The organism is Haemophilus sp. HN_Hi08, assembly GCF_049824455.1.
GTDB lineage: Bacteria > Pseudomonadota > Gammaproteobacteria > Enterobacterales > Pasteurellaceae > Haemophilus > Haemophilus influenzae_D.
Map to the genome: position 1 here is coordinate 1,112,636 of NZ_CP187493.1, position 24,067 is coordinate 1,136,702.

Here is a 24,067-nt window from a genome sequence, read left to right on the forward strand (position 1 = left end):
TTGAAATGAATATTCGGTTAAATGCTAAAGTAATTTCTACAATTCCTGTTTTTATTGCCGTAAATATTGCGGCAGTGGGAATATGGTTTTTTGATATTTCTTCGCAATCAATGCCTTTGATTCTCGGCATTATTGCAGGCGGTTTAGTGGATTTAGATAACCGTTTAACTGGACGATTGAAAAACGTATTTTTTACCCTTATTGCCTTTTCTATTTCTTCCTTTATTGTGCAGTTACATATTGGCAAGCCTATCCAATATATTGTGTTAATGACGGTGCTGACATTTATTTTCACTATGATTGGTGCCGTGGGGCAGCGTTATAGCACTATTGCTTTCGGTTCATTAGTGGTTGCGCTTTACACCACATTAACTTATATCCCAGAGGTAAATGTATGGTTTATTAACCCTGTAATGATTTTATGCGGTACCTTGCTGTATAGCGTGGTGACTCTGATTGTTTACCTGTTTTTCCCAAATCGCCCCGTGCAAGAAAGTGTCGCTAAAGCGTTTTGTGCGTTGGGTGAATATTTAGATACTAAATCCTGTTTTTTTGATCCTGACGAAGTGGCTGAGATTGAAAAAAAACATCTTAATTTCGCGATGAAAAATGCGAATGTTGTCACGGCATTTAATATTGTGCGCACCGCACTTTTTTACCGTATTCGAGGGCAACATCGCCATCCTCGTACCCAGAGAATGTTACGTTATTATTTTGCCGCGCAAGATATTCACGAACGGGCTAATTCTACGCATTTTGATTATCAACAAATAACGGAAAAACTAAAAAATACAGATTTGATTTTCCGTATTCAACGTTTATTAGAGCTACAAGCACAATCCTGTAAAGAAATCACGGCGAGTTTGCGTGAAAATAAACCTTATCATTTTAATGAACGTGTGGAACGATCCCTTTTAGGCACCTTGCATTCCTTTGAACTCTATCGAACACAACATCTCAATGATCAAGATGAACTGATTGATATTCAAACCTTGTTAGATAATTTACAAAGCATCAATTGGCAACTTCGCCAATTGGCACAAGAAACGACGTATACAGAACAATTAGCTCAAATTCATACGGAACAAATCACTGGGTTAAAAAATATAAGTGCGGTGATTTTTAGTCATTTTACTTTTGAGTCACCGTTGTTCCGTCACGCAGTGCGTTTATCTATTGTGGTATTTTTATGTTGTGCAATTGTTGAATTTTTCCAATTTAATCTTGGTTATTGGATCTTATTGACCACTGTATTTGTGTGCCAGCCAAACTATTCTGCAACTAAAGTACGTTTACGTCAGCGTATTATTGGCACGATATTAGGCGTAGTGGTGGGATCTCTATTACCTTATTTAAATCCAACTTTAGAATTAAAACTGGGTCTTGTGGTACTTACAAGCACGTTGTTCTTTTTCTTTCGTAGTAATAATTACAGCTTTTCAACCTTTTTCATCACACTGCAAGTATTGCTCAGTTTTGATGTCATGGGATTTGATACGGCAGCTGCGTTAATGCCTCGCTTACTTGATACTTTGCTTGGTGCCGCGATTTCATGGTTTGCCGTATCTTACTTATGGCCAGATTGGAAATATTTGCAACTTGATAAAGTGAGCCATCAAGCATTGCGTAGTGATGCGGTGTATTTATTGCATATTATTAGCCAATTGCAATTTGGTAAAAGCGACGATCTTAAATATCGCATAGCACGTCGCAATGCCCATCAATATGCAGCCGCACTGAGTACAACACTTTCTAATATGAATAATGAACCAGTGAAATATAAGGCATATTTACAAAAAGGCTTTGATTTACTCAAGCTTAATTATTCTCTATTAAGCTATATTTCGGCCCTTGGCGCTTATCGCGACAGAATGAAAAATTTGCAACAGACCGCACAGTTTTTATCTGGTTTTTATCCTGTGGCAAAGAAAATTATTTATACCTTAGAACACATTGAAGAAATACCCGAAGCTATTTTTAACCAACAGCAAGAAAGTATCGAAACACATTTAAAAGAATTGGAAAAACAAGAGATGACTGCCGAAGAACGCGCCGTCTTTAGTTTGCCGTATCAGCAATTAAATTTGATTACGCAACTCTTACCGCAGTTCTATGAGTATTTTAGGAAAGAGTCTTGTTAAAGAGTATGGGATCGTTATAAAGATAAAAGTGCGGTTGATTTTTGAGAGATTTTAAAACGCTTTGAAAATTGACCGCACTTTATTTTTTATTAAGCAATAACATTGACGAATGAGTTATTACTGTCCCATATTTTTCACTGATTTTAGGAAACCTTGGGCGGTATCAAACACAGAGGATTTTCCCTGAGCTTGTAAAATCATATCAGACATTTCACGGAATGCGCCTTTGCCGCCATGGGTGGAAAGTACATGATCAACAGCATTTTTCACATAAATAGGGGCATCAGCCACAGCAAAAGAAGTTCCACACGCTGCAAAGGCGGGGAGATCTACGCTATCATCGCCAATATAAGCGGTTTGCTCGGCGGTGACGCCAGCTTGTTTCATGAGATCAAAACAAGCCGTTTCTTTTTCAAGTTTGCCAAGAAAGAATAATTTAATACCAAGATCGGCAATGCGACGACGTAAAATAGGGGAGTCGCGACCAGAAAGCACTGCCACTTGAATATCCGCATCCATCAGCATTTTTATGCCTAAACCATCTCGTACATGAAAGCTTTTGATGGCTTCACCATTGGCATCATAATGAAGTTGTCCATCAGTGAGTACGCCGTCTACATCAGTAATGACAAATTTAATATTTTCTAATTTTTGTTGCATCGGGATTCCTTAGCTTGAAAATTCCACTAAACCCACTACGTGATTTTCATCATTAACAACGACTAGCGAGTGAATTTTTTTCGCTTTCATAAAGTCTTCGGCTTTTGATAAAAATTCGTCTTGATGAATAGTTTTTGGTGAACTTGTCATAAAGTCTTTGGCTGTTTTATTCAGCGTTCCTGCACCATTGGCTGTAAGCGCGCGGCGAATATCGCCATCCGTGATAATACCTTTAAGTTGCTCATTTTCCATCACTAAGGCAACGCCCATTCGCCCTTCATTCATGACTGTGAGGCAGTCAGTAAAATTGGTGGTCGGTAAAATTGTTGGTAGGCGAGTTTGCATTTGATCTTTCACTTTACATAATAAACGACGACCAAGACTGCCACCTGGATGGAATTTAGCAAAATCTTCAGGTTGGAAATTTCGTGCCGTAATGAGCGATACGGCGAGCGCATCACCAAGTGCCAGCGTTACAAGTGCGGATGTTGTTGGCGCGAGATTATTTGGACACACTTCACGCTCAACAGTAATATCTAGAACATAATCTGCATGGTGTGCGAGCGTGGAATTTTTGTTACTCGTCACGGCAATAATTTTATTACCAAAATTTTTTAAACTTGGAATCAGTTTATTGACATCATCGGTTTCACCGCTATAGGAAATTAACATCACGATATCAATTGGTTTCAACATTCCTAAATCACCGTGGAAGGCTTCAGTCGGATGTAAAAAGAAACTTGGCGTGCCCGTAGAGGCAAAGGTAGCCACCATTTTTTTGCCGATTAAACCCGATTTTCCTATCCCTCCGATTACCAAACGCCCTTCGCAGGCTAAAATAAGATCGATGACTTGATTAAAATCGTCGCCTAAGCGTTGGCTGAGTTGCAAAAGTGCGTTACTTTCCACTGAAAGGGAATCCTGTGCAATTTTTAGATAGTTCATTCTTCTTCCTAAAAGAGCGGTTGAAATTGGCGTTATTTTAGCGAAATCCTAAAAAAATACGAATGAAAAATTAGGCATTATTGTTTATAAGATTGATGAGCAATATTCAAAAATTGGGGATTTTATTGACCGCACTAGTGATTGCCCCTATACTACGTGCCGAGTTGGTTAGACAATCGCTGGTTTATTGAAGCCCTTAACCGTATTTATACGACCTAGTGGGACAAGTAAACGAGAGGAAAGTCCGAGCTACACAGGGCAGAGTGCCGGATAACGTCCGGGCGGCGTGAGCCGACGACCAGTGCAACAGAGAGCAGACCGCCGTGTAAACGGTAAGGGTGAAAGGGTGCGGTAAGAGCGCACCGTGCCGTTGGTAACAACGTGCAGCAGGGTAAACTCCACTCGTAGCAAGACCAAATAGGAACTCAATGGGTGGCCCGTCCAGAGTTCGGGTAGGTTGCTTGAGCGGCAGAGTAATTTGTCGCCTAGAGGAATGATTGTCCACGACAGAACTCGGCTTATCGACCAACTCAAAACGCTTGTAAAAATGACCGCACTTTAGTTTGTTTTTCGGAATAGATTAAAGTGCGGTTATTTTTGACGAATATTAAATTATTTTTCGTTTAATACACGTGGAAATAAAATATTATTTTCCAAATGAATATGATGCATTAAATCATCAATAAATTCATTAATACCGCTATATAAGGCTTTCCAACTGAAACAAGCATCTGCTGGTGGCGTGCAGTTATTAGTAAGCGATTTGATCACTTCCACATCTTGTCCCGCTTCATCGTGTTCCATTTCCATTACACGAATTGGCATTGAGGCCATAGCATAATTCCCCATTTTGATCATTGGGAACAAAATTTGTTCTTCTTTCATTAAATGCTGGCTAAGTTCAGCATAAATTTTTTCTAACTGTGCGACTACGCCTATAGGACAGTCATCACGATCACCATGTACATTTTCTACTTTCTCCGCCAATGTAATTAATTCAGGGAGTTGTTCACGGTGGCGATTATGAAAACGAGTAATAATGTGATCGATCATCTCCGCATAAGATGCCGAAGTCCAATCTTTATCATTATTTTCTGCTTTACTTTGTTGTAAATCAGTTAAACGTTTTTCAATTTCAGCAAGGTTAAGATTCTTTTGTTGTGCTGCGACTTCTAATAATACAGAACCTCCGCAGCAAAAATCTAAATCATATTCACGAAAAATTTTAGTTGCACCTGGAATTGAAACAGCGAGTTCGCTAAGTTTTTGTTGGGCAAAAGACATAAATCACTCCTATATTGATTAAGTAAAAATAAATCCGATAAAAATAGTAGGATATTTTTCTGATTATGAAAAGTAGAGAAATTTATTTATTGATTAAATTATGATTTAAATCAATAAAAATACCTCATAATAATCAGCTAAAAATTTATGGTTATTAATATAAATAGGATTAATTATCACTAATGAGCTAGTCTTATATTCATTATGTATTTTTTTATATAATTGATTTTTAAGAATTTAGGAAAATACTGATTTTCATCAATATTATTGATTGTGTTTATGAAGTGAAATCTTTTAGAATGACGACAAATCAAATTTAACGCATAACTCCGAGCTTGTTTAGCCTAAGTTTCACAAGAAATACGGTGGCAAGCCAATAACGCGCTACGTTATTCAGGGATACGCTGGAAACGGTTTATCCTCTCCGTATTTAGAAAGGTGTAAAATGCAATCCATTCCTATTAAAAACGTAGGAGAGTCTCGCTTAGTCGATCTTTTCCAACGCCAATACTACTATCTGCGACTGTCGATTACCGATCAGTGTAATTTCCGTTGTACTTATTGTTTACCTGATGGTTATCAACCCGAAGCTAACAAACCAAGTTTCTTAACTTTAAAAGAAATTACCCATCTTGCTCAAGCGTTTGCTGAAATGGGCACAGAGAAAATCCGTTTAACGGGTGGGGAACCGACTTTACGCAAAGATTTTATTTCTATTGCTGAAAGCATTACTAACATTGATGGCATTCGTCAATTAGCCGTCACGACAAACGGCTATCGCATGGCAAAAGATGTGGCTGATTGGAAGAAAGCAGGGATTACGTCTATTAACGTCAGTGTTGATAGCCTTGATCCCAAAATGTTCCATCAAATTACAGGTATCAATAAATTTGATGACGTGATGCGTGGTATCGATCGTGCATTTGAAGTGGGCTACAACAAAGTTAAAGTCAATTCAGTTTTGATGAAAAATCTGAATGATAAAGAATTTGAACAATTTCTCGCTTGGGTTAAAGATCGCCCAATTCAAATGCGCTTTATCGAACTGATGCAAACGGGCGAAATGGATAGTTTCTTCGATAGATACCATATTTCTGGACAAATCTTAGCGGATAAATTGCTGAAAAATGGTTGGACATTACAGCAGAAATCTCACACTGATGGTCCTGCTAAAGTATTCACGCATCCTGATTATGCAGGCGAAATTGGCTTAATTATGCCTTATGAGAAGAATTTCTGCGCAAGTTGCAATCGTTTAAGAGTGTCAGCAAAAGGTAAACTTCATCTTTGTTTATTTGGCGAAGAAGGCATTGAATTACGTGATTTATTGCAGTCGCACGAACAGCAAGGTATTTTACAGGCTCGTATTTTTGCCGCACTTCAAGGCAAACGTGAACATCATTATTTGCATATCGGCGATACTGGTGTAAGAAATCATTTAGCTTCTATTGGTGGCTAAAAAGCAAAGTGAGATGAATGGTAATATTCATCTGCTTCCTTTTGTCGCTTATTTAAAACATTCAATATTTTAACCGCACTTTTATTATATTATGACTACATTTACACATATCAATTCTCAAGGCGAAGCCAATATGGTGGATGTTTCTGCTAAAGCGGAAACTGTTCGTGAAGCTCGTGCTGAAGCCATTGTCACCATGTCAAAAGAAACTCTTTCCATGATCGTGGAAGGAAAACATCACAAAGGCGATGTATTTGCTACTGCTCGTATTGCGGGTATTCAAGCCGCAAAACGCACTTGGGAGCTTATCCCACTTTGCCATCCATTGTTACTTTCTAAAGTAGAAGTGAATTTAGAACCGTTACTTGAAACCAACCAAGTTCGCATTCAATCTCTTTGCAAATTAACTGGAAAAACTGGCGTAGAAATGGAAGCACTAACTGCGGCAAGCGTAGCAGCCTTAACCATTTACGATATGTGTAAAGCTGTGCAGAAAGACATTGTGATTGAGAAAGTTCGCTTGTTAGAAAAGAGCGGTGGAAAATCAGGCCATTTTATTGCGGAGGAAAAATAAGATGTTAAATGTTTTATTTTTTGCTCAAACTCGTGAATTAATTGGCATTGATGTCATTCAATTAGAAGATGATTTTGCCACTGCGGAAGCGGTGCGTGAACACCTTGCTCAAAAGGGCGATAAATGGGCATTGGCACTGGAAAAAGGTAAACTTTTAGTGGCAATTAATCAAACCTTAATGCCTTTAGAAAGTGCGGTAAAAAATGGCGATGAAATTGCCTTTTTCCCACCAGTAACAGGGGGCTAAATGACGGATATTCAAATTGCGGTACAAGAACAGCCTTTTGATCAAAATGCCGTTTATCAATGGCTTTCTGAGCTACATTCGGTTGGCGCAACGGTTATATTTGTGGGCAAAGTACGCGATCTTAATTTAGGCGATGCAGTATCTAGTTTGTATTTAGAACATTATCCCGCAATGACAGAAAAAGCCTTACGTGAAATTGTAGAACAGGCGAAAGCACGTTGGGATATTCAACGTGTATCGGTAATTCATCGTGTTGGGCTTTTACAAACTGGCGATGAAATTGTTTTAGTGGGGGTAAGTTCCGCACATCGTGGAGATGCTTATCACGCCAATGAATTCATTATGGATTTTTTAAAATCTAAAGCACCATTTTGGAAAAAAGAACAAACCAATCAAGGCGAGCGTTGGATTGAAGCAAGAGAGAGTGATAAAGAAGCATTAGAAAAATGGTAATAGCTTATCTGCACCCTAATTCATTAAGGTGCAGATTAAATATTTTCATTTATGTTATTTTGATAACGCGCCACTTCCCCAAGTTTGCACTTCTTCAGGGCGGTTTATTTGAAGCAAGAAACGTTTGTTGGGCTGCGCTTGCGGTTGAATTTCTTTTTCTGCTGGTGTGGAGAAAGAAATCCCACCTTTTAGCAACTGCTGAACACTACCCGTATTAAATACCGCACCTTTCCAGCCTAAGCTAAAGTCGTAGCCTGATGCGATCCAAAATTCTGTGTTTTGTCGAACAAGATGGCTATATTTCGGCATAATGGCAATATGCACTAATACACGATCACCAAGACTATTAAGTTCAAATTTCTTCACTGTGCCAACTTCTACACCTCGATAAAGAATTGGCGAACCTTCACTTAAATTCATCGCATCACGCGTTTCTAAAATAAACGGCGTGCCATTGCTAAATTTATTACGTTGTGGTGCCGTTTGCGCTAAATTAAATTGTGTTTTTGTGTTTCCATTACCAATTTCAATATCAATATAAGGCTGTAATAAACTATCAAGGTTATCTATTCCACCAGCCGAAATTTGTGGCGAGATTATCGTAAAATTAGCCCCTTCTTTTGCAATTATATTCATATAACTTGGATTTATTAGGGCTTTTGCAGTAATGCGTTTTGCTTTTGCATCAAGCTGAATACTGTCAATTTGCCCCACATCTAAACCAAGATAGCGCAGATTCATTCCTTTGCTAAGATTAGTTGCATCATCTGTGATTAACGTAATTACAAACCCAATGGATTTTGCATAACTTTCATTTGCATAAAGTGTTCGATTATTGCCTGAACCGCCATTATCAAAGCTAATCGCCCCTTTTAAGGAACGTGCAAGTGGCGTTGCTTGAATACTAATGCCTTTTGGACTTACATCTATTTTTGCCGCACTTTCTACCCAAAAACGGCTTTTATCTGTCAATAAATGTTGATAAGCAGGATAAATATAAATGTCTACATCAAAGTTATTTGTTTTAGGTTTAATACTTAAAATTTTTCCTACTTCAAATTGACGATATAGTACAAGAGAGCCTTTATCAATGCTTGGTAAGGTTTGGGTGTGTAAGGTTATCGTTGGCGTAAGAATATTTCCTGTGATGCCATGTTCAGCATTGCTGATATTTTGATAAAGCGGATAACTGGTTTTAGCTTTTCCCAAAGCTTGTTTTGCCAGCACTCGAACACCGCCTTGTAACCATTTTTCTGGTGTCGCGGATTCAAAACGCAATCCATCTAATCCAACGCTTATATCAAAATTGGTTGCTGCCACAAATTGTGTATCTTCGTGAATTAAATTGCGGTATTCAGAGGCAATTGCTGCTTTAAATTGTACGCCATTTACATCTATTGTTTGTGAAACAATTTGCCCAATTATCATATTGTTATAAAACACATTTTGCCCTTCGCTTACACCATAATTTTCTGGCGCAGTAAGGGTTAAAACTAACGTGTTAGGCGCATTGAGTAATAATTCATTTTCTTTAATCACGTTAAATTGATGTTTAGTTTCGCCGTCTCCCGCAATCACATCAAAATATTCGCCACGAAAGAATTTTTTGGGTTCTGCTAAATTGCCAAGATCTATTTTTTTATTGCGTAGGACAATTTTGCTATTCGCTTTAAACAAAGAGGCTTGGTTTGGATCTATCAATAAACTGCCCTCTAAAATTTCATCGTTATTTTCCACCGCACTTAGCTTGGCGAGAATCCCTATAGCATTATCTTGAGAATAAACTTCCGTTTGCCCTGCAATAAGAGCGGTAGAGGCAGGAATAGTTACCTTAATTTCAATCCCACGTTTAGCCGCTTTTAAATTGGTATAGAGCGTGAAATGACTATTTTCATTTGCTTTTGGGCTGTCAGCTGGAGAGTCAAAAGAAACCGCCCCCTGTACAACGGCATTTAAACTTTCTACATTTAGGTTTAAGCCTGACGGGCTAATATTAGCGTTAATGCCACTAATATTCCAAAAGCGTGAATCTTTTTTCACAAACTTGGCATAGGCTTTATCAATGACCACATCTATTTCTACTTTATTGTTTTTATTAATACGGTAATCATAGATTTTTCCTACAGGTAATTTTTTAAAATAAACGGACGCACCAATAGAAATCGAACCTAAATCATCAGAAATTAAGTGGATCAACAAGTCTCCTGCTGAAACTTGCGCAATAGGCCCTTGTTCTTCTGCTATAAATTCATCTTCACGATCGCCATCACCCGGTTGAAGAGTGATGTAATTACCTGACACGAGAGAATCTAATCCTGAAATGCCTGCAAGGGAAACATTTGGTTGTACAAGCCAAAATTTTGTGTCTTCACGTAAAATATTTGAAGCCTCAGGATTGATATTTGCAATAACTTCTACTTTTTGTAGGTTATCAGTGAAATGAACTTCTTTTACTATGCCAATTTGTAATCCTTGATAACGAATTTGAGTTTTATCTGCCACAATGCCAGAACCATTGGTAAAAGTAATTGTAATGCTAGTACCGCGTTCTTTCACAATTTGGAAGAATAAAATTGCCCCGATACATAATGCGATAAAAGGCAATAGCCAAAAAGGCGAAATGCGTTTTGTTTTACGTAAGTTCGCTGTTATTTCTTGATATTTTTCTTCTATTGAGGAGGAATTATTTTTCTCTGTCATAAATTTTCCAAATTAATTTGCTATCAAATTGAGAGGTGGAAAGCATAGTGCAAAATACGGCTGCGCCAAAATAAAATGCGCCTGGCCCTACGGTAAAATTAATGATTTCTCCGCGTGTGACAAGCGACATCATTAAGGCTAATACAAATAAATCGAGCATAGACCAGCGTCCAACAAAATGTACTAGATGCAATAAACGCATTTGCCATTTAATAGAATGTTGCCATTTAAAATGCACGCAAGCAAGTAAGTAAAGCATAATAAAAATTTTGCTGATAGGCACGAAAATACTGGCAAAAAACACAACAAAAGCAACAAAATAACTACCTGATTTAACAAATGAAATAACCCCAGAAATTAACGTATCTTCAGATAATGCACCTGTTAAATAAATGCCAGATATAGGTAATAAATTTGCAGGAAAAAGCATAATAATCCCTGCAATTAAGGTTGCCCAAGTCGCTTGTAATTTTAGCTTATCCGATGTATTAAGAGGTGACTGGCAGCGCGGACAACAAATTTTTTGTTGATGATCGTAATGGATAGATTTTTGTGTAAAGGTGTAATGGCAAGCAGGACATAATTCAACAGCTTGTTTTGTATAAACTGGAGTACATTCAGGATAAAATTCCTGCCACAAGGCGGAAAGATTAAGTTTGATAAAAAGCAGCGTGGTTAAAAGTGCGGTAAAAATAAAAGGAATTAAATAAATATTAATTTCTAATGTTGCATATTCGCGTACTTTAAATATGGTTACCCCAAGTGCCACTAAATAAACATCAAACATTACCCAAGCTTTAATGTAACCAAGAAATAGTAAAACACTACGTGGTTTTATCTGAAAAATCTTAGCCAGCCAAAGCATAATAACTAAAAGTGCAAAAGTAATCGGCATTACTACTGCACAAATAAAGATCATAAACGCGGTATATTCATAACCACCCACTGCCATTTTCCAAATGCCATCCCAAATAGAGGCATCAATTTTAATACCTAATAAATGTAAACTTAATAAGGGGTAGTTCAAGGAAAAGGGCATTAATATCAAAATAGATAATGCAATCATTGCACAACGATGTAATGACCACCTCGTACCACTTGCTAATAGATGATGACAACGTGGACATTCGGCTTGTTCATTTGATTGAAGAATAGAAGGCACGTTAATGCAAGCATCACATTCTGTGCATTTTAAAATTTGAAATGAAGGCGAAGTTAGCTTTGTTTTAGGCACGTTTGTGGTCTTTCTTTATGAATTAAAGCACGCCATTCTATCGTTGTTTTAACGTATTTGTGAAGTCTTGGCGTTATTTTTGTGTGAAATTTATTCAGCATAACGGGATCCGTTGTTAATTTTGTAAAAAGTGCGATAAACTAGGCAAATCTTCATTTTATTAATAGCCTCAAGGATATAACTATGACTGACACACAATTATCATCTCAAGTTACAGATGTGCAAACGGAAGTGCAAAAATTAACCAACGCAAAAGCTATCATTGCTTATTTAGCAGAAAAATTTCCTCTTTGCTTTGTTTTAGAGGGCGAAGCAAAACCATTAAAAATAGGTTTATTTCAAGATTTAGCTGAAGCATTACAAGATGATGAACGCGTAAGTAAAACCCAATTGCGTCAGGCTCTTCGTCAATATACATCAAATTGGCGTTATTTATATGGCTGTCGTGAAGGTGCAGTGCGTGTTGATTTACAGGGTAATCCTGCAGGTGTATTAGATACAGAACACGTTGCTCACGCTGCACAGCAACTTGCTGAAGCGAAAGCACGCTTTGCGGAAAAACGTAAAGCAGAAGCTGCGGCTAAAAAAGCACAACAAAAACAGCGTCCGCGTAAACCAGCGAATAAAAACTTTAAAAAACAGAGTAAATTATCACTAAGTGCGGTTGATTTTTCACAAATTTCTGTTGGTTCTGTTGTGAAAGTTAAAGCTGGAGATAATGCTAAAAAAGCAACAGTGGTAGAAGTATTAAAAGATTCAGCACGTGTTGAACTTGAAAACGGTTTGATTATGAACGTTGCTGCAGATCGTTTATTTGCTTAATAAATGAAAATTGACTCGGAAATGGTTATGAAATTTAAAATGTCAAAAAATGTGATTTGTTATGCGTGGTTATCGGTATGTTTGAGCAGTGCAATTCCTGCATTTGCTGTACAACCTAAGTTAAAGCCAAGTGACATTAGTATTCCAGCGATAAGTGAAGAAAACCAGCTGGCAACTAAGCGTGCAACGACGAGATTAACTCAATCCCATTATCGTAAGATTAAATTAGATGATGATTTTTCCGAGAAAATTTTTGATCGTTATATTAAAAATTTAGATTTTAGCCACAATACTTTTTTGCAGTCTGATATAGACGAACTTCGTCAAAAATATGGTAATAAGTTAGATGATCAGTTAAATCAAGGCGATCTTTCTGCTGCGTTTGAGATTTATGATGTAATGATCAAACGTCGTTATGAACGTTATACTTATGCGTTATCTTTATTAGATAAAGAGCCTGATTTAAATGGTCAAGATCAAATTGAAATTGATCGTGAAAAAGCGGCTGCTCCACAAACTGAAGCTGATGCGAATAAACTTTGGGATGCTCGCGTAAAAAATGACATTATTAATCTTAAATTAAAAGATAAAAAATGGTCAGAAATCAAAGCAAAACTTACAAAACGCTATAATTTAGCCATTCGTCGTTTAACGCAAATAAAAGCAGACGATATTGTTCAAATTTATTTGAATGCTTTTGCGCGTGAAATTGATCCTCACACCAGTTATCTTTCCCCAAGAACAGCGAAAAGTTTTAATGAAAGTGTGAATCTTTCCTTGGAAGGCATTGGGGCTACTTTACAATCAGAAGATGATGAAACTAGCATAAAATCTCTTGTACCTGGTGCACCAGCGGAACGTAGTAAAAAGCTGCATCCTGGGGATAAAATCATTGGCGTTGGGCAAGCAACAGGCGATATTGAAGATGTTGTTGGTTGGCGTTTAGAAGATTTGGTAGAAAAAATTAAAGGGAAAAAAGGCACTAAAGTTCGCTTGGAAATTGAGCCTGCTAAAGGGGGAAAATCACGTATTATTACTTTGGTGCGTGATAAAGTCCGTATTGAAGATCAAGCGGCTAAACTAACTTTTGAAAAAGTGTCAGGGAAAAAAATTGCGGTAATAAAAATTCCAAGTTTTTATATTGGATTAACCGAAGATGTCAAAAAACTACTGGTTAAATTAGAAAATCAAAAAGCTGAGGCTCTAATTGTTGATTTACGTGAAAATGGCGGTGGTGCATTAACGGAAGCGGTGGCGTTAAGTGGTTTATTTATTGCTGATGGCCCTATTGTGCAGGTTCGCGATGCTTATCAGCGTATTCGTGTTCACGAAGATGATGATGCTACGCAACAATATAAGGGGTTATTATTTGTGATGATTAATCGTTACAGTGCTTCCGCATCAGAAATTTTTGCTGCAGCAATGCAAGATTATCGTCGAGGTATTATCATCGGGCAAAATACTTTTGGTAAAGGTACGGTACAACAGAGTCGATCGTTAAATTTTATCTATGATTTAGATCAGAGTCCGTTGGGTGTTTTACAATATACCATTCAAAAATTTTATCGCGTTAATGGTGGTTCAACCCAATTAAAAGGTGTTGCAGCCGATATTAATTTCCCCGAAATTATAGATGCGAAAGAATATGGGGAAGATAAAGAAGATAATGCGCTTGCTTGGGATAAAATCCCATCAGCGAGTTATATGGAAGTAGGAAATATCGATTATATTGATAATGCAGTAAATATTCTAAATGAAAAACATCTTGCTCGTATTGCTAAAGATCCTGAATTTGTTGCATTGAATGAAGAATTGAAAGTGAGAAATGAACGCCGAGATCGAAAATTTCTATCATTGAATTATAAAATGCGTAAAGCAGAGAATGATAAAGATGATGCAAGACGTTTAAAAGATTTGAACGAACGTTTTAAACGTGAGGGTAAGAAAGCGTTGAAAGATATTGATGATTTGCCGAAAGATTACGAAGCACCAGATTTCTTCTTAAAAGAAGCTGAAAAAATGGCAGCTGATTTTGTTATCTTTAATTCAGATCAGAAAATTAATCAAGCAAATAGCTTATCTGAAGAAAAAACGGAAAGTAAAAAATAAATACTAAATGGTTTTGACCGCACTTTGTTTGAGCAGAGCATTTTAATAAAGGTTTAGGAAATGGTCGTGTTTAAAAGCACCTTAAAGTTATCATTATTCGCCTTATCATTATCTATGATGATGTCGGGTTGTGTTTTAGCCGATTTGAGCAAAAATGACCAATCTAAATCATTGAACGGCATTAATCTTTCCCATTTGTCACTCGCAGAAAGAAAAGAGCTTGAAGAAGCCATTTATGCGGATCAGCAACGTTTAACGGAAGAAAAACAAACATTGCTTAATATGACGCTAACACACGAAATAGGCGATCATAAGTTACAATTTAAGTCCTTACTTGCGCGTTTATATGCTTCTCGTAAGTATGCCCCGTTATGGACTGACAATGCGGCAGCTCGTCAATTGTTACGTGATTATGCAGCAATGGTGGCAAGCGGTATTTCAACATCGTCGGCAAATTCACTAGAAACATTGGCATTGGTAGAACAACAAGGTGGATTGGCTTATGATGTGTTATTAAGTGATATTTTGTTAGATTATTTATATTACACAAAGAATGTTCGTTCTCAAGCATCGAATTGGTTGTATTCATCTGATCAATATCAAGCAAAACAGCCTGAAAATGATCATATTCAACGCTGGTTAAGTGCGGTGGAAAATAATCAACTTCTTGATTTCATACAAAGTTTAGCGGGAGAAAATCATTTATATCGCCAAACAGTTCAATCATTGCCGATGTTTATTCCGACTTCTAAAGAATCAAATATTGCTCAAAAACTGGCAATGAATGCACAGCGTTTACGTGTGATTCCTGATTTTCATAATGGAATTTTTGTGAATATTCCAAGCTATAAATTACAGTATTATCGTGATGGCGATTTAATTTTAGAATCTCGGGTAATTGTTGGCAAAAATTCGCGCCGAACCCCTGTGATGTATAGCAAATTAAGTAATGTGGTTGTAAATCCGCCTTGGAATGCGCCAATTCGCTTAATTAATGAAGATTTACTGCCAAAAATGAAAGCCGATCCAAATTATATTACGGAGCATAATTATTCAATTTTAGATAATCAAGGCAATGTTGTTGATCCTGCTTCTATTGATTGGGAATCTATTGGTAATAAATTTCCTTATCGAGTTAGACAAGCGGCTGGCGATAGTGCATTAGGTAATTATAAATTTAATATGCCAAGTTCTGATGCAATTTATTTACACGATACGCCAAATCATGGCTTGTTTAATCGTAAGAATCGTGCGTTAAGTTCTGGCTGTGTACGCATTGAAAAATCAGATCAATTGGCAAGTATTTTATTAAAAGAAGCAGGTTGGACAGAAACTCGAAAAAATACAGTATTAGCAAGTAAAAAAACCACTTCTGCACCGATACGCTCGGATAATCCTGTCTTTTTATATTATGTTACTGCGTGGATTGAAAACGGAAATATTGTAAATTTACCTGATATTTATGGTTATGATCGCCAGATTAATCTTGCGGAGATTAATTGGGATCTCGTAAAAAAATATCTTCAATAAAATAAGGAGCTATAATGAATTATGTGGATCAAAATAAACGAAAGTGGTTATCGCTGGGCGGTATTGCGTTAGGAATATCTATTTTACCCAATTCTGTATTAGCAATGGTTTCAACGCCTAAGCCTCGTATTTTAACTTTCCGCAATATTAATACGGGCGAAAGATTAAGTGGCGAGTTTTCTTTAGTAAAAGGTTTTTCGCCTGCGATGTTAAAAAAATTGGATTATTTAATGCGTGATAAAAGGACAAATCAAGTGCATAAAATGGATCCAAATTTATTCCATAAATTTTATAATATTCAAACTAATTTAGGTTTACGCAATGCTGAAATTGAAGTCATTTGTGGTTATCGTTCAGCTGCCACTAATGCAATGCGTCGTCGCCAAAGTCGCGGTGTAGCGAAAAATAGTTATCACATTAAAGGAAAAGCCATTGATTTTCGTATTGCGGGTGTGCCTTTGATTAAAGTGAAATCTTCTGCGGAAAGTCTTAGAAATGGTGGCGTGGGTTATTATCCAACCAGCAATTTTATTCACGTAGATACAGGCCCTGTGAGAACTTGGAAAGGCGTGTAAAACAAATGTAAAATTAACCGCACTTTTGTGCGGTTTTTCATTGGAAAAGATATGTTATTTGACAGCCATCTTCATTTAGACCAACTCTCTGACGAGAATATTCAGCAAACACTTGGTCATTCAAAGATTATAGGTATGCTTGCGGTAAGTATGAATCTTGCAAGTGCTAAGAAACTGCTGAATTTAAAACAGACTTACCCAGAGAAACTTTATATTGCAGCTGGTTTTCATCCTGAACAGCAATTACCTAGTTTAGAAGAACAAAAAGAATTATTTCAATGGATTGACGAACATCACTCCTTAATTTCTGCCATTGGCGAGGTGGGCTTGCCACATTATTCTAAACGAGAAAATCCGAATTTAGATTACGCACCTTACATTGAATTACTAGAACGATTTATTCTGATCGCGAAAAAATGGGATTTACCATTAAATTTGCATATTGTACATAACGATGTAGAGATTGCCCTTGAATTATTGCAGAAACATAATATTCAATTTGCCCATTTTCATTGGTTTAAGACAGATGAAAAATCTTTTCAGAAATTTTTATCTACCCCCTATTTTGCAAGCCTAACGCCTGATATTTTATGGAATCCTAAAACCCAATATGTCGCACAACATTTACCCTTAAATCGCTTGATGATTGAAACAGATAGCCCTTGGCAACACGAGGGATTTAAAAGTGCGGGTATTTCTGAACAATTATTGGCAGTATTGCAAAAACTAGCTGAATTAAAATCTTTGCCATTACATTCTGTTCAAAATCAACTGTTTTTGAATACTCAACAATTTTATCGATTATAAGGAGTAAAAATGAATATCGAAATTATCCCTGTTACCGCATTCCAACAAAATTGTTCTTTGATTTGGGATGATGACAAAAATGCCGCAATTATTGACCCAGGTGGCGAAGCCGAACGCCTAATTCAACGTATTGAAGAACTGAATTTAAATCTCAAAGTGATTTTGATTACTCACGGTCATTTAGATCACGTTGGTGCTGCAATGCAATTAAAACAACATTTTGGTGTTGAAATTTGGGGTTCTCAAGAAGAAGATAAATTTTTATTTGAAAGTTTACCCGAGCAAGCCCAACTTTTTGGCTTACCAAATATTGACGCTTTTTTGCCTGATCGTTGGTTTAATCAAGAGGGCGAAATTTTAAAATTAGATGGCTTTAATTTTGAAATTTTACATTTACCAGGACACACACCAGGGCATATCGGTTTTATTGAACACGAGAAAAAAGTGGCATTTACAGGCGATGTATTATTTCAAGGTGGTATTGGTCGTACCGATTTCCCTCGAGGCGACTATGAAACATTGATTTCTTCAATCCGAACAAAATTACTCCTATTAAATGACGATCTTATTATTATTGCTGGGCATGGACCTTATACAACCATTGGGCAAGAAAAGCAGACCAATCCATTTTTAAATCCTAAATCCTTGGAGGTTATTGATCGCTCAATTGCTAACTGAAAAATGAATGATCAATTAGCCTAAAAGTGCGGTAAATTTTTCCACGTTTTTTTATTTAATTTCCAAAAATGTGAAGTAGCTCACATTTTTGAAATTATTTTCTGTTACAATCAACGTCCTCAATTATTTTCTTGACAAAGGAGCAAAACAATGAAAATCATTAAGCAAGCAAGCAAGCAAGCAAGCAAGCAAGCAAGCAAGCAAGCAAGCAAGCAAGCAAGCAAAATAGTCTAATTCGCCTTTCTTTAATCAGTCTACTTATTTCCACTTCTTTTTATTCTGTTCAATCTTTTGCTGACGATCCAAAATGGACACCAGAGTATGGAACTGTTCCTAGTGGTACAGCTTTTGGTGTGGCATTGGGTGATGAAAGCCAAGTATTAAATCAATCTAACGGGAAACCGTCTCACGCTTCCGTAGCAATTGGAGGTTTGGCTAAAGCTCAAAATTTGGGTTCAATAGCAATTGGTTATAAAGCTGAAGCTGGACTGGATAATACGACAACAGGCGAACAAGGCGATGCGTTTAGTTATGCTATTGGGCGTGAAGCTAAAGCACCAAAAAGTGGTTTAGCATTTGGTAGTGAAGCTGAAGCTTTAGGTAATGAAGCTATTGCTATTGGTACATATTCATATAGTAAAGATGGGATTGGTGCAATGGCTATCGGTGTTGGTAGCCGAGTGGCTGTTTTGGAAAAAGGAAAAAGTAATAAAATTGATAATCAAAACAGTAAAGTGTTAGAAGTAGATGCAGAAGGTTGTGTAAATAAAATTAGTGTAGATCGAACTTCTGAAGCTGATATTATCAAAAAAAGTGGAGCAACTTACGGTGCATTAGCATTTGGTTGGAAAGCATCTTCGCATAATTTATTTGCTACCTCAATAGGTGCATTTTCTACGGTTGCCGCGATTGAAGGCACTGCTGTTGGTGGCGGAACTCAGGTAACCGGCTATCGCGGTTCTGCTTTCGGTATGCACAGCAAGGCGCAAGCAGAAAAAAGTTTGGCTTTGGGTTATGAAAGTGAAGCCGCCGCTTACAACTCTGTTGCTTTAGGTGCTAGTTCTCTTGCTAACCGCCCTAACACCGTTTCTGTTGGCGATGGCAATTATAATCTTTACCGTCAAATCACTAATGTCGCCGATGGTACTCAAGAAAATGATGCAGTAAATGTTCGTCAGCTAAAAGCTCAAGCTCAACGACTGAAAAAAGAATACCGCTCAGGGATTGCAAGTGCGATTGCAATTGGAGGACTGCAATCTGCTTCCATACCCGGTAAACAAGGTGTTTCTGTCGGGGTAGGGAATTTTAAAGGGGCAAATTCACTCGCAGTAGGGTATTCACGTTTATCTTCTGATGGTTCAGTGAGTTTGAAAATTAACGCAGCTCTTTCATCTAGTGGCTATTCTGGCGGTGGAGCAAGCGTAGGATTTATGTGGTAATTTAAAAACACAAGTAAAAATAACCGCACTTTGTTTAAGAGATGAAGTGCGGTTTTTTATATACAAAGAGTTTGAACTAGATCACAAATTTGTAACAATTTCTTATAAGAGGCTTATTTCCTTTTTAATCCTATGTATAATGCGTAAAAAAATGGAGCGAAAATATTGCTTCAAATATCATAATAAAGAGGTAATTATGCAGCAAAACAAGGCATTTGATGATTGGTTAGCCAGCACAGCTTTAGGTGGTGCAAATCAATCTTATATAGAAGAACTTTATGAAAGCTATTTGAGTGATCCACAGTCGGTGGAGGAAAGTTGGCGAGCCACTTTTGATTCTTTACCAAAAACTACCGCACTTGAACAGCCCCATACACCAGTGCGAGATTATTTCCGTCGTTTAGCGCGGGAAAATCATAATGAAGCAGTGACAGTAATAGATCCTGAAGCTGGCGCAAAATTAGTGAAAGTTCTACAATTTATCAATGCCTATCGTTTTCGTGGCCATTTAGAGGCTAATCTTGATCCTCTCAATTATTATCGTTGGAAAGTATCTTCCGTCCCTGAATTAGATTATCGCCATCACGGTTTTACTGAACAAGATCTCAACGAAACTTTCAATATTAATCAGTACGTTTACAAACGCGATACCATTAAACTTGGCGAATTAGCTCAAATGTTGAAAGAAACATATTGTGGCTCAATTGGCTTGGAATTTATGCACGTACAAGATATGGAGCAGAAAATGTGGCTTCAGAGTAAAATGGAAAGTGTGTTAGAGAAACCGCTTTTTACATCTGAAGAACGTGTTAATTTTCTGCGTGAACTTACGGCAGCAGATGGTTTAGAGCGTTATCTTGGTGCGAAATTCCCTGGTGCGAAACGCTTTTCCTTAGAAGGAAGTGATGCCTTTATTCCATTGATGAAAGAAATTATTCGTCATTCTAGTCGCCAAGGGGTAAATGATGTGGTAATGGGAATGGCACACCGTGGACGTTTGAATATGCTTGTGAATGTATTAGGTAAAAAGCCTGAAAATTTATTCGATGAATTTGCAGGTAAACATTCCAGTGAACGTACGGGGGATGTGAAATATCATCAAGGTTTTTCTTCTGATTTCGCAGTAGATGATAAGCGAGTTCACTTAACTTTGGCATTTAATCCTTCCCATTTGGAAATCGTAAGCCCTGTTGTAATTGGTTCTGTTCGATCTCGACAAACTCGTATGAATGATACAGAACATAGCAAAGTGCTTGCTATTACTGTTCACGGAGATTCAGCTGTGGCAGGACAGGGGGTTGTTCAAGAAACATTGAATATGTCAAATGCCCGTGGTTACAGTGTGGGCGGTACCATTCGTATCGTGATTAATAACCAAATTGGTTTTACCACATCTAACCCGAATGACACACGTTCCACAGAGTATTGCACCGATATCGCGAAAATGATTCAAGCGCCGATTATTCACGTTAATGGCGATGATCCTGAAGCGGTGGCATTTGCTGCGCGTATGGCGGTGGAATATCGTAATTTATTCAAACGAGATATTTTTATTGATTTAATTTCTTATCGTCGCCACGGTCATAACGAGGCAGATGAACCATTAGCCACTCAACCAATGATGTATAGCATCATCAAAAAACATCCTACACCTCGTAAAGTTTATGCTGATCGTTTAGTTTCAGAAGCTGTAATAACTGAAGAACAAGTTATTGAAATGGCAAATAATTATCGTGATGCGCTAGATAATGGCGATCGCGTGGTATCTGAATGGCGTGAAATGGATGCGGCAAAAATGGATTGGTTGCAATATCTCAATTATGATTGGACTGCACCTTATGAAAGCAAATTTTCGCAGGAACGTTTTTTAACCCTTGCCAAACGTGTGTGTGAATATCCCGAAAGTTTACGTGCGCATCCTCGCGTAGAAAAAATCTATAATGATCGTAAAGCAATGTATCAAGGCGAAAAATTGCTCGACTGGGGTATGGCTGAAACCATGGCTTATGCAACCTTACTTGATGAAGGTGTTAATGTTCGTTTATCAGGCGAAGATGCGGGACGAGGTACTTTTTTCCATCGTCATGCCGTTGTGCATAATCAAAATGATGGTACGGGATATGTACCATTAACACATTTGCACGCCAATCAAGGTCGTTTTGAAGTATGGGATTCTGTACTTTCAGAAGAATCTGTACTTGCTTTTGAATATGGTTATGCAACGACAGATCCAAAAACTTTAACTATTTGGGAAGCGCAATTTGGCGATTTTGCTAATGGTGCGCAAATTGTTATTGACCAATTTATTAGCTCTGGCGAACAAAAATGGGGCAGAATGTGCGGTTTGGTAATGTTGTTGCCACACGGCTATGAAGGACAAGGCCCAGAACATTCTTCCGCACGTCTTGAACGTTATTTGCAACTTTGTGCCGAACAAAATATGCAAGTTTGCGTGCCATCAACGCCAGCGCAGGTGTACCATATGTTACGCCGTCAGTCTTTACGTAAAATGCGCCGTCCGTTGATTGCTATTTCTCCAAAATCTTTGTTACGCCATCCATTAGCCGTATCCAGTTTAGATGAATTGATTAATGGAACTTTCCAAACGGTAATTGGAGAAATTGACGAGCTGGATCCTAAAGATGTAAAACGTGTGGTAATGTGTTCAGGTAAAGTTTATTACGATTTACTTGAACAACGTCGTGCCAATAATCAGAAAGATGTGGCGATTATTCGTATTGAGCAGCTTTATCCATTCCCTCACGAGGATGTGAAGAATGCACTTGAGCCTTATGCGCACGTGACTGATTATGTTTGGTGTCAAGAAGAACCACTTAACCAAGGTGCGTGGTATTGCAGCAAACATAATTTTGAATCAGCAATTCCAGAATCCGTTAGACTAAAATATGCAGGGCGTCCAGCTTCTGCTTCGCCTGCTGTGGGCTATATGTCGCTTCACACTAAGCAGCAAAAGCAGTTAGTGGAAGATGCACTGAGTTTTTAAAGTGCGGTTAATTTAATAAAGGTTTTTATATCTTTGCTTTCCTCTGTAAATAGGGGAGCCAAGATAATTAAGATATAGAGTAAAAAAGAAGAAAAGGAAAAATAAAATGACTATCGAAATTCTTGTTCCAGACCTACCTGAATCAGTTGCAGATGCAACTGTTGCCACTTGGCATAAAAAATTGGGCGATACTGTGAAACGTGATGAAGTTATTGTGGAAATTGAAACGGATAAAGTCGTGCTAGAAGTCCCAGCACTTTCTGATGGTGTACTGGCTGAAGTTGTTCAAGCTGAGGGCGAAACTGTCGTCAGTAAGCAGTTGCTAGGCAAAATTTCTACGGCTCAAGAAGGAGATGTCAGTTCAGCGACGTTAAAAGCAACGAATGAACCCACACCATCTGATCGTCAAAATGCAGCGATTGAAAATAGTCATAATCATAATGCGGATCATAGCCCAGCAATTCGTCGTTTATTGGCAGAATATGATTTACAAGCAGATCAAATTCAAGGTTCGGGTGTAGGCGGTCGTTTAACACGTGAAGATATTGAACGTGAAATCGCAAAACGACAAGCTCAGCAAGTGAAACAAGAAGCTGCCACTGAGCAAAATACAATTAGTACGGTGGCTTATAGCGCACGTTCTGAAAAACGTGTGACAATGACCCGTTTGCGTAAACGTATTGCTGAACGTTTACTTGAAGCCAAAAATAGTACAGCAATGCTTACTACTTTCAATGAAGTGGATATGCAGCCAATAATGACTTTGCGTAAAACCTACGGGGAAAAATTTGAAAAACAACATTCAGTGCGTTTAGGATTTATGTCTTTTTATATCAAAGCGGTTGTGGAAGCATTAAAACGCTATCCTGAAGTTAATGCTTCTATTGATGGGGATGATGTTGTTTACCATAACTATTTTGATATTAGTATTGCGGTTTCGACCCCGCGTGGATTAGTCACACCAGTGCTTCGTGATTGCGATAAGCTTAGTATGGCTGATATTGAAAAACAGATTAAAGCATTAGCTGAAAAAGGTCGTGATGGCAAATTGACAGTAGAAGATCTCACTGGCGGCAATTTTACTATTACAAATGGCGGCGTGTTCGGTTCTCTTATGTCCACTCCAATTATCAATCCACCACAAAGTGCGATTTTAGGGATGCACGCAATTAAAGAACGCCCAATTGCGCTTAATGGTCAAGTTGTGATTCGTCCTATGATGTACCTTGCTTTATCTTATGATCATCGCCTAATTGATGGCCGTGAATCTGTTGGTTTCTTGGTAACGATTAAAGAATTATTGGAAGATCCAACAAGATTGTTATTAGAAATCTAAGAAATAAAAGGCTTTCTGTATTAGAAAGCCTTTTAAAATGAACAAAAATTTAACCGCACCTTAAATATTT

The 24,067-nt window shown here is 37.6% G+C and carries 19 protein-coding genes, 1 other RNA gene and 1 riboswitch; of the genes, 15 read left to right on the plus strand and 5 right to left on the minus strand.

The genetic code is table 11. The features are described from left to right. The first annotated feature begins 5 nt into the window (after window positions 1–5). On the plus strand, window positions 6–2,141 hold the full coding sequence (gene yccS, locus ACPT8O_RS05480; protein ID WP_021035373.1) for a YccS family putative transporter: 2,136 nt from the start codon (window positions 6–8) through the stop codon (window positions 2,139–2,141). 117 nt (window positions 2,142–2,258) lie between these two features. Here the strand turns inward: yccS and ACPT8O_RS05485 are convergent, their stop codons facing one another. After that, the gene (locus tag ACPT8O_RS05485; RefSeq protein ID WP_012054717.1) at window positions 2,259–2,801 is read right to left on the minus strand and encodes a KdsC family phosphatase; all 543 of its coding nucleotides are present in this window, start codon (window positions 2,799–2,801) and stop codon (window positions 2,259–2,261) included. Between the two features lie 9 nt (window positions 2,802–2,810). Then, the gene (locus ACPT8O_RS05490) at window positions 2,811–3,746 is read right to left on the minus strand and encodes a KpsF/GutQ family sugar isomerase (RefSeq protein ID WP_005665006.1); all 936 of its coding nucleotides are present in this window, start codon (window positions 3,744–3,746) and stop codon (window positions 2,811–2,813) included. A 160-nt stretch (window positions 3,747–3,906) separates the two neighbouring features. On the opposite strand from ACPT8O_RS05490, the gene rnpB reads away from it, so the two are divergent. After that, window positions 3,907–4,283, plus strand: an RNA gene (rnpB, locus tag ACPT8O_RS05495) — RNase P RNA component class A. A gap of 75 nt (window positions 4,284–4,358) precedes the next feature. Here the strand turns inward: rnpB and ytfE are convergent. Continuing rightward, window positions 4,359–5,030, minus strand: coding sequence for an iron-sulfur cluster repair protein YtfE (gene ytfE, locus ACPT8O_RS05500; RefSeq protein ID WP_021035372.1), 672 nt, complete (start codon window positions 5,028–5,030; stop codon window positions 4,359–4,361). A 315-nt stretch (window positions 5,031–5,345) separates the two neighbouring features. Further along, window positions 5,346–5,487: riboswitch (molybdenum cofactor riboswitch) on the plus strand. On the opposite strand from ytfE, the gene moaA reads away from it, so the two are divergent. The 4 genes from moaA to moaE all read left to right on the plus strand — a co-directional run bounded on the left by moaA (window position 5,476) and on the right by moaE (window position 7,763). Continuing rightward, window positions 5,476–6,489, plus strand: coding sequence for a GTP 3',8-cyclase MoaA (moaA, locus tag ACPT8O_RS05505; protein ID WP_021035371.1), 1,014 nt, complete (start codon window positions 5,476–5,478; stop codon window positions 6,487–6,489). Its footprint overlaps the riboswitch before it by 12 nt. Window positions 6,490–6,580: 91 nt before the next feature. After that, on the plus strand, window positions 6,581–7,063 hold the full coding sequence (gene moaC / locus ACPT8O_RS05510; RefSeq protein ID WP_005650053.1) for a cyclic pyranopterin monophosphate synthase MoaC: 483 nt from the start codon (window positions 6,581–6,583) through the stop codon (window positions 7,061–7,063). Window position 7,064: 1 nt separating this feature from the next. Next, complete coding sequence (moaD, locus tag ACPT8O_RS05515; protein ID WP_021035370.1) at window positions 7,065–7,310, plus strand: molybdopterin synthase sulfur carrier subunit; 246 nt, start codon at window positions 7,065–7,067, stop codon at window positions 7,308–7,310. Next, on the plus strand, window positions 7,311–7,763 hold the full coding sequence (gene moaE / locus ACPT8O_RS05520) for a molybdopterin synthase catalytic subunit MoaE (protein WP_021035369.1): 453 nt from the start codon (window positions 7,311–7,313) through the stop codon (window positions 7,761–7,763). A gap of 54 nt (window positions 7,764–7,817) precedes the next feature. Here the strand turns inward: moaE and ACPT8O_RS05525 are convergent, their stop codons facing one another. Further along, complete coding sequence (locus ACPT8O_RS05525) at window positions 7,818–10,463, minus strand: PqiB family protein (RefSeq protein WP_021035368.1); 2,646 nt, start codon at window positions 10,461–10,463, stop codon at window positions 7,818–7,820. Beyond that, window positions 10,447–11,697 (minus strand): paraquat-inducible protein A, encoded by a 1,251-nt coding sequence (locus ACPT8O_RS05530; RefSeq protein WP_021035367.1) that lies wholly within the window; start codon window positions 11,695–11,697, stop codon window positions 10,447–10,449. Before ACPT8O_RS05530 ends, ACPT8O_RS05525 begins: the two co-directional genes overlap by 17 nt. Before the next feature lie 183 nt (window positions 11,698–11,880). Here ACPT8O_RS05530 and proQ point away from each other — a divergent pair, with 183 nt between their 5' ends. The 9 genes from proQ to odhB all read left to right on the plus strand — a co-directional run bounded on the left by proQ (window position 11,881) and on the right by odhB (window position 23,997). After that, on the plus strand, window positions 11,881–12,519 hold the full coding sequence (proQ, locus tag ACPT8O_RS05535; protein ID WP_021035366.1) for an RNA chaperone ProQ: 639 nt from the start codon (window positions 11,881–11,883) through the stop codon (window positions 12,517–12,519). Between the two features lie 27 nt (window positions 12,520–12,546). Further along, entirely contained in the window at window positions 12,547–14,628 is a 2,082-nt protein-coding gene (gene prc, locus ACPT8O_RS05540) for a carboxy terminal-processing peptidase (protein WP_021035365.1), read from the plus strand. Window positions 14,629–14,688: 60 nt separating this feature from the next. Beyond that, window positions 14,689–16,158: a L,D-transpeptidase family protein gene (locus ACPT8O_RS05545; RefSeq protein ID WP_041175351.1), complete on the plus strand. Its 1,470-nt coding sequence runs from the start codon at window positions 14,689–14,691 to the stop codon at window positions 16,156–16,158. Between the two features lie 14 nt (window positions 16,159–16,172). After that, window positions 16,173–16,733 carry a YcbK family protein gene (locus ACPT8O_RS05550; RefSeq protein WP_021035363.1) on the plus strand — a complete coding sequence of 187 codons (561 nt, stop codon included), beginning with the start codon at window positions 16,173–16,175 and terminating at the stop codon, window positions 16,731–16,733. A gap of 51 nt (window positions 16,734–16,784) precedes the next feature. Continuing rightward, window positions 16,785–17,540: a TatD family hydrolase gene (locus ACPT8O_RS05555; protein ID WP_021035362.1), complete on the plus strand. Its 756-nt coding sequence runs from the start codon at window positions 16,785–16,787 to the stop codon at window positions 17,538–17,540. Window positions 17,541–17,549: 9 nt separating this feature from the next. Next, window positions 17,550–18,218, plus strand: a complete 669-nt coding sequence (locus ACPT8O_RS05560) for an MBL fold metallo-hydrolase (protein ID WP_021035361.1) — start codon at window positions 17,550–17,552, stop codon at window positions 18,216–18,218. A gap of 353 nt (window positions 18,219–18,571) precedes the next feature. Then, entirely contained in the window at window positions 18,572–19,657 is a 1,086-nt protein-coding gene (locus tag ACPT8O_RS05565) for a YadA family autotransporter adhesin (protein WP_021035359.1), read from the plus strand. A gap of 196 nt (window positions 19,658–19,853) precedes the next feature. Then, complete coding sequence (gene sucA, locus ACPT8O_RS05570; protein ID WP_041175350.1) at window positions 19,854–22,661, plus strand: 2-oxoglutarate dehydrogenase E1 component; 2,808 nt, start codon at window positions 19,854–19,856, stop codon at window positions 22,659–22,661. Between the two features lie 106 nt (window positions 22,662–22,767). Next, window positions 22,768–23,997 carry a 2-oxoglutarate dehydrogenase complex dihydrolipoyllysine-residue succinyltransferase gene (gene odhB / locus ACPT8O_RS05575; RefSeq protein WP_021035357.1) on the plus strand — a complete coding sequence of 410 codons (1,230 nt, stop codon included), beginning with the start codon at window positions 22,768–22,770 and terminating at the stop codon, window positions 23,995–23,997. Window positions 23,998–24,067 lie beyond the last annotated feature (70 nt).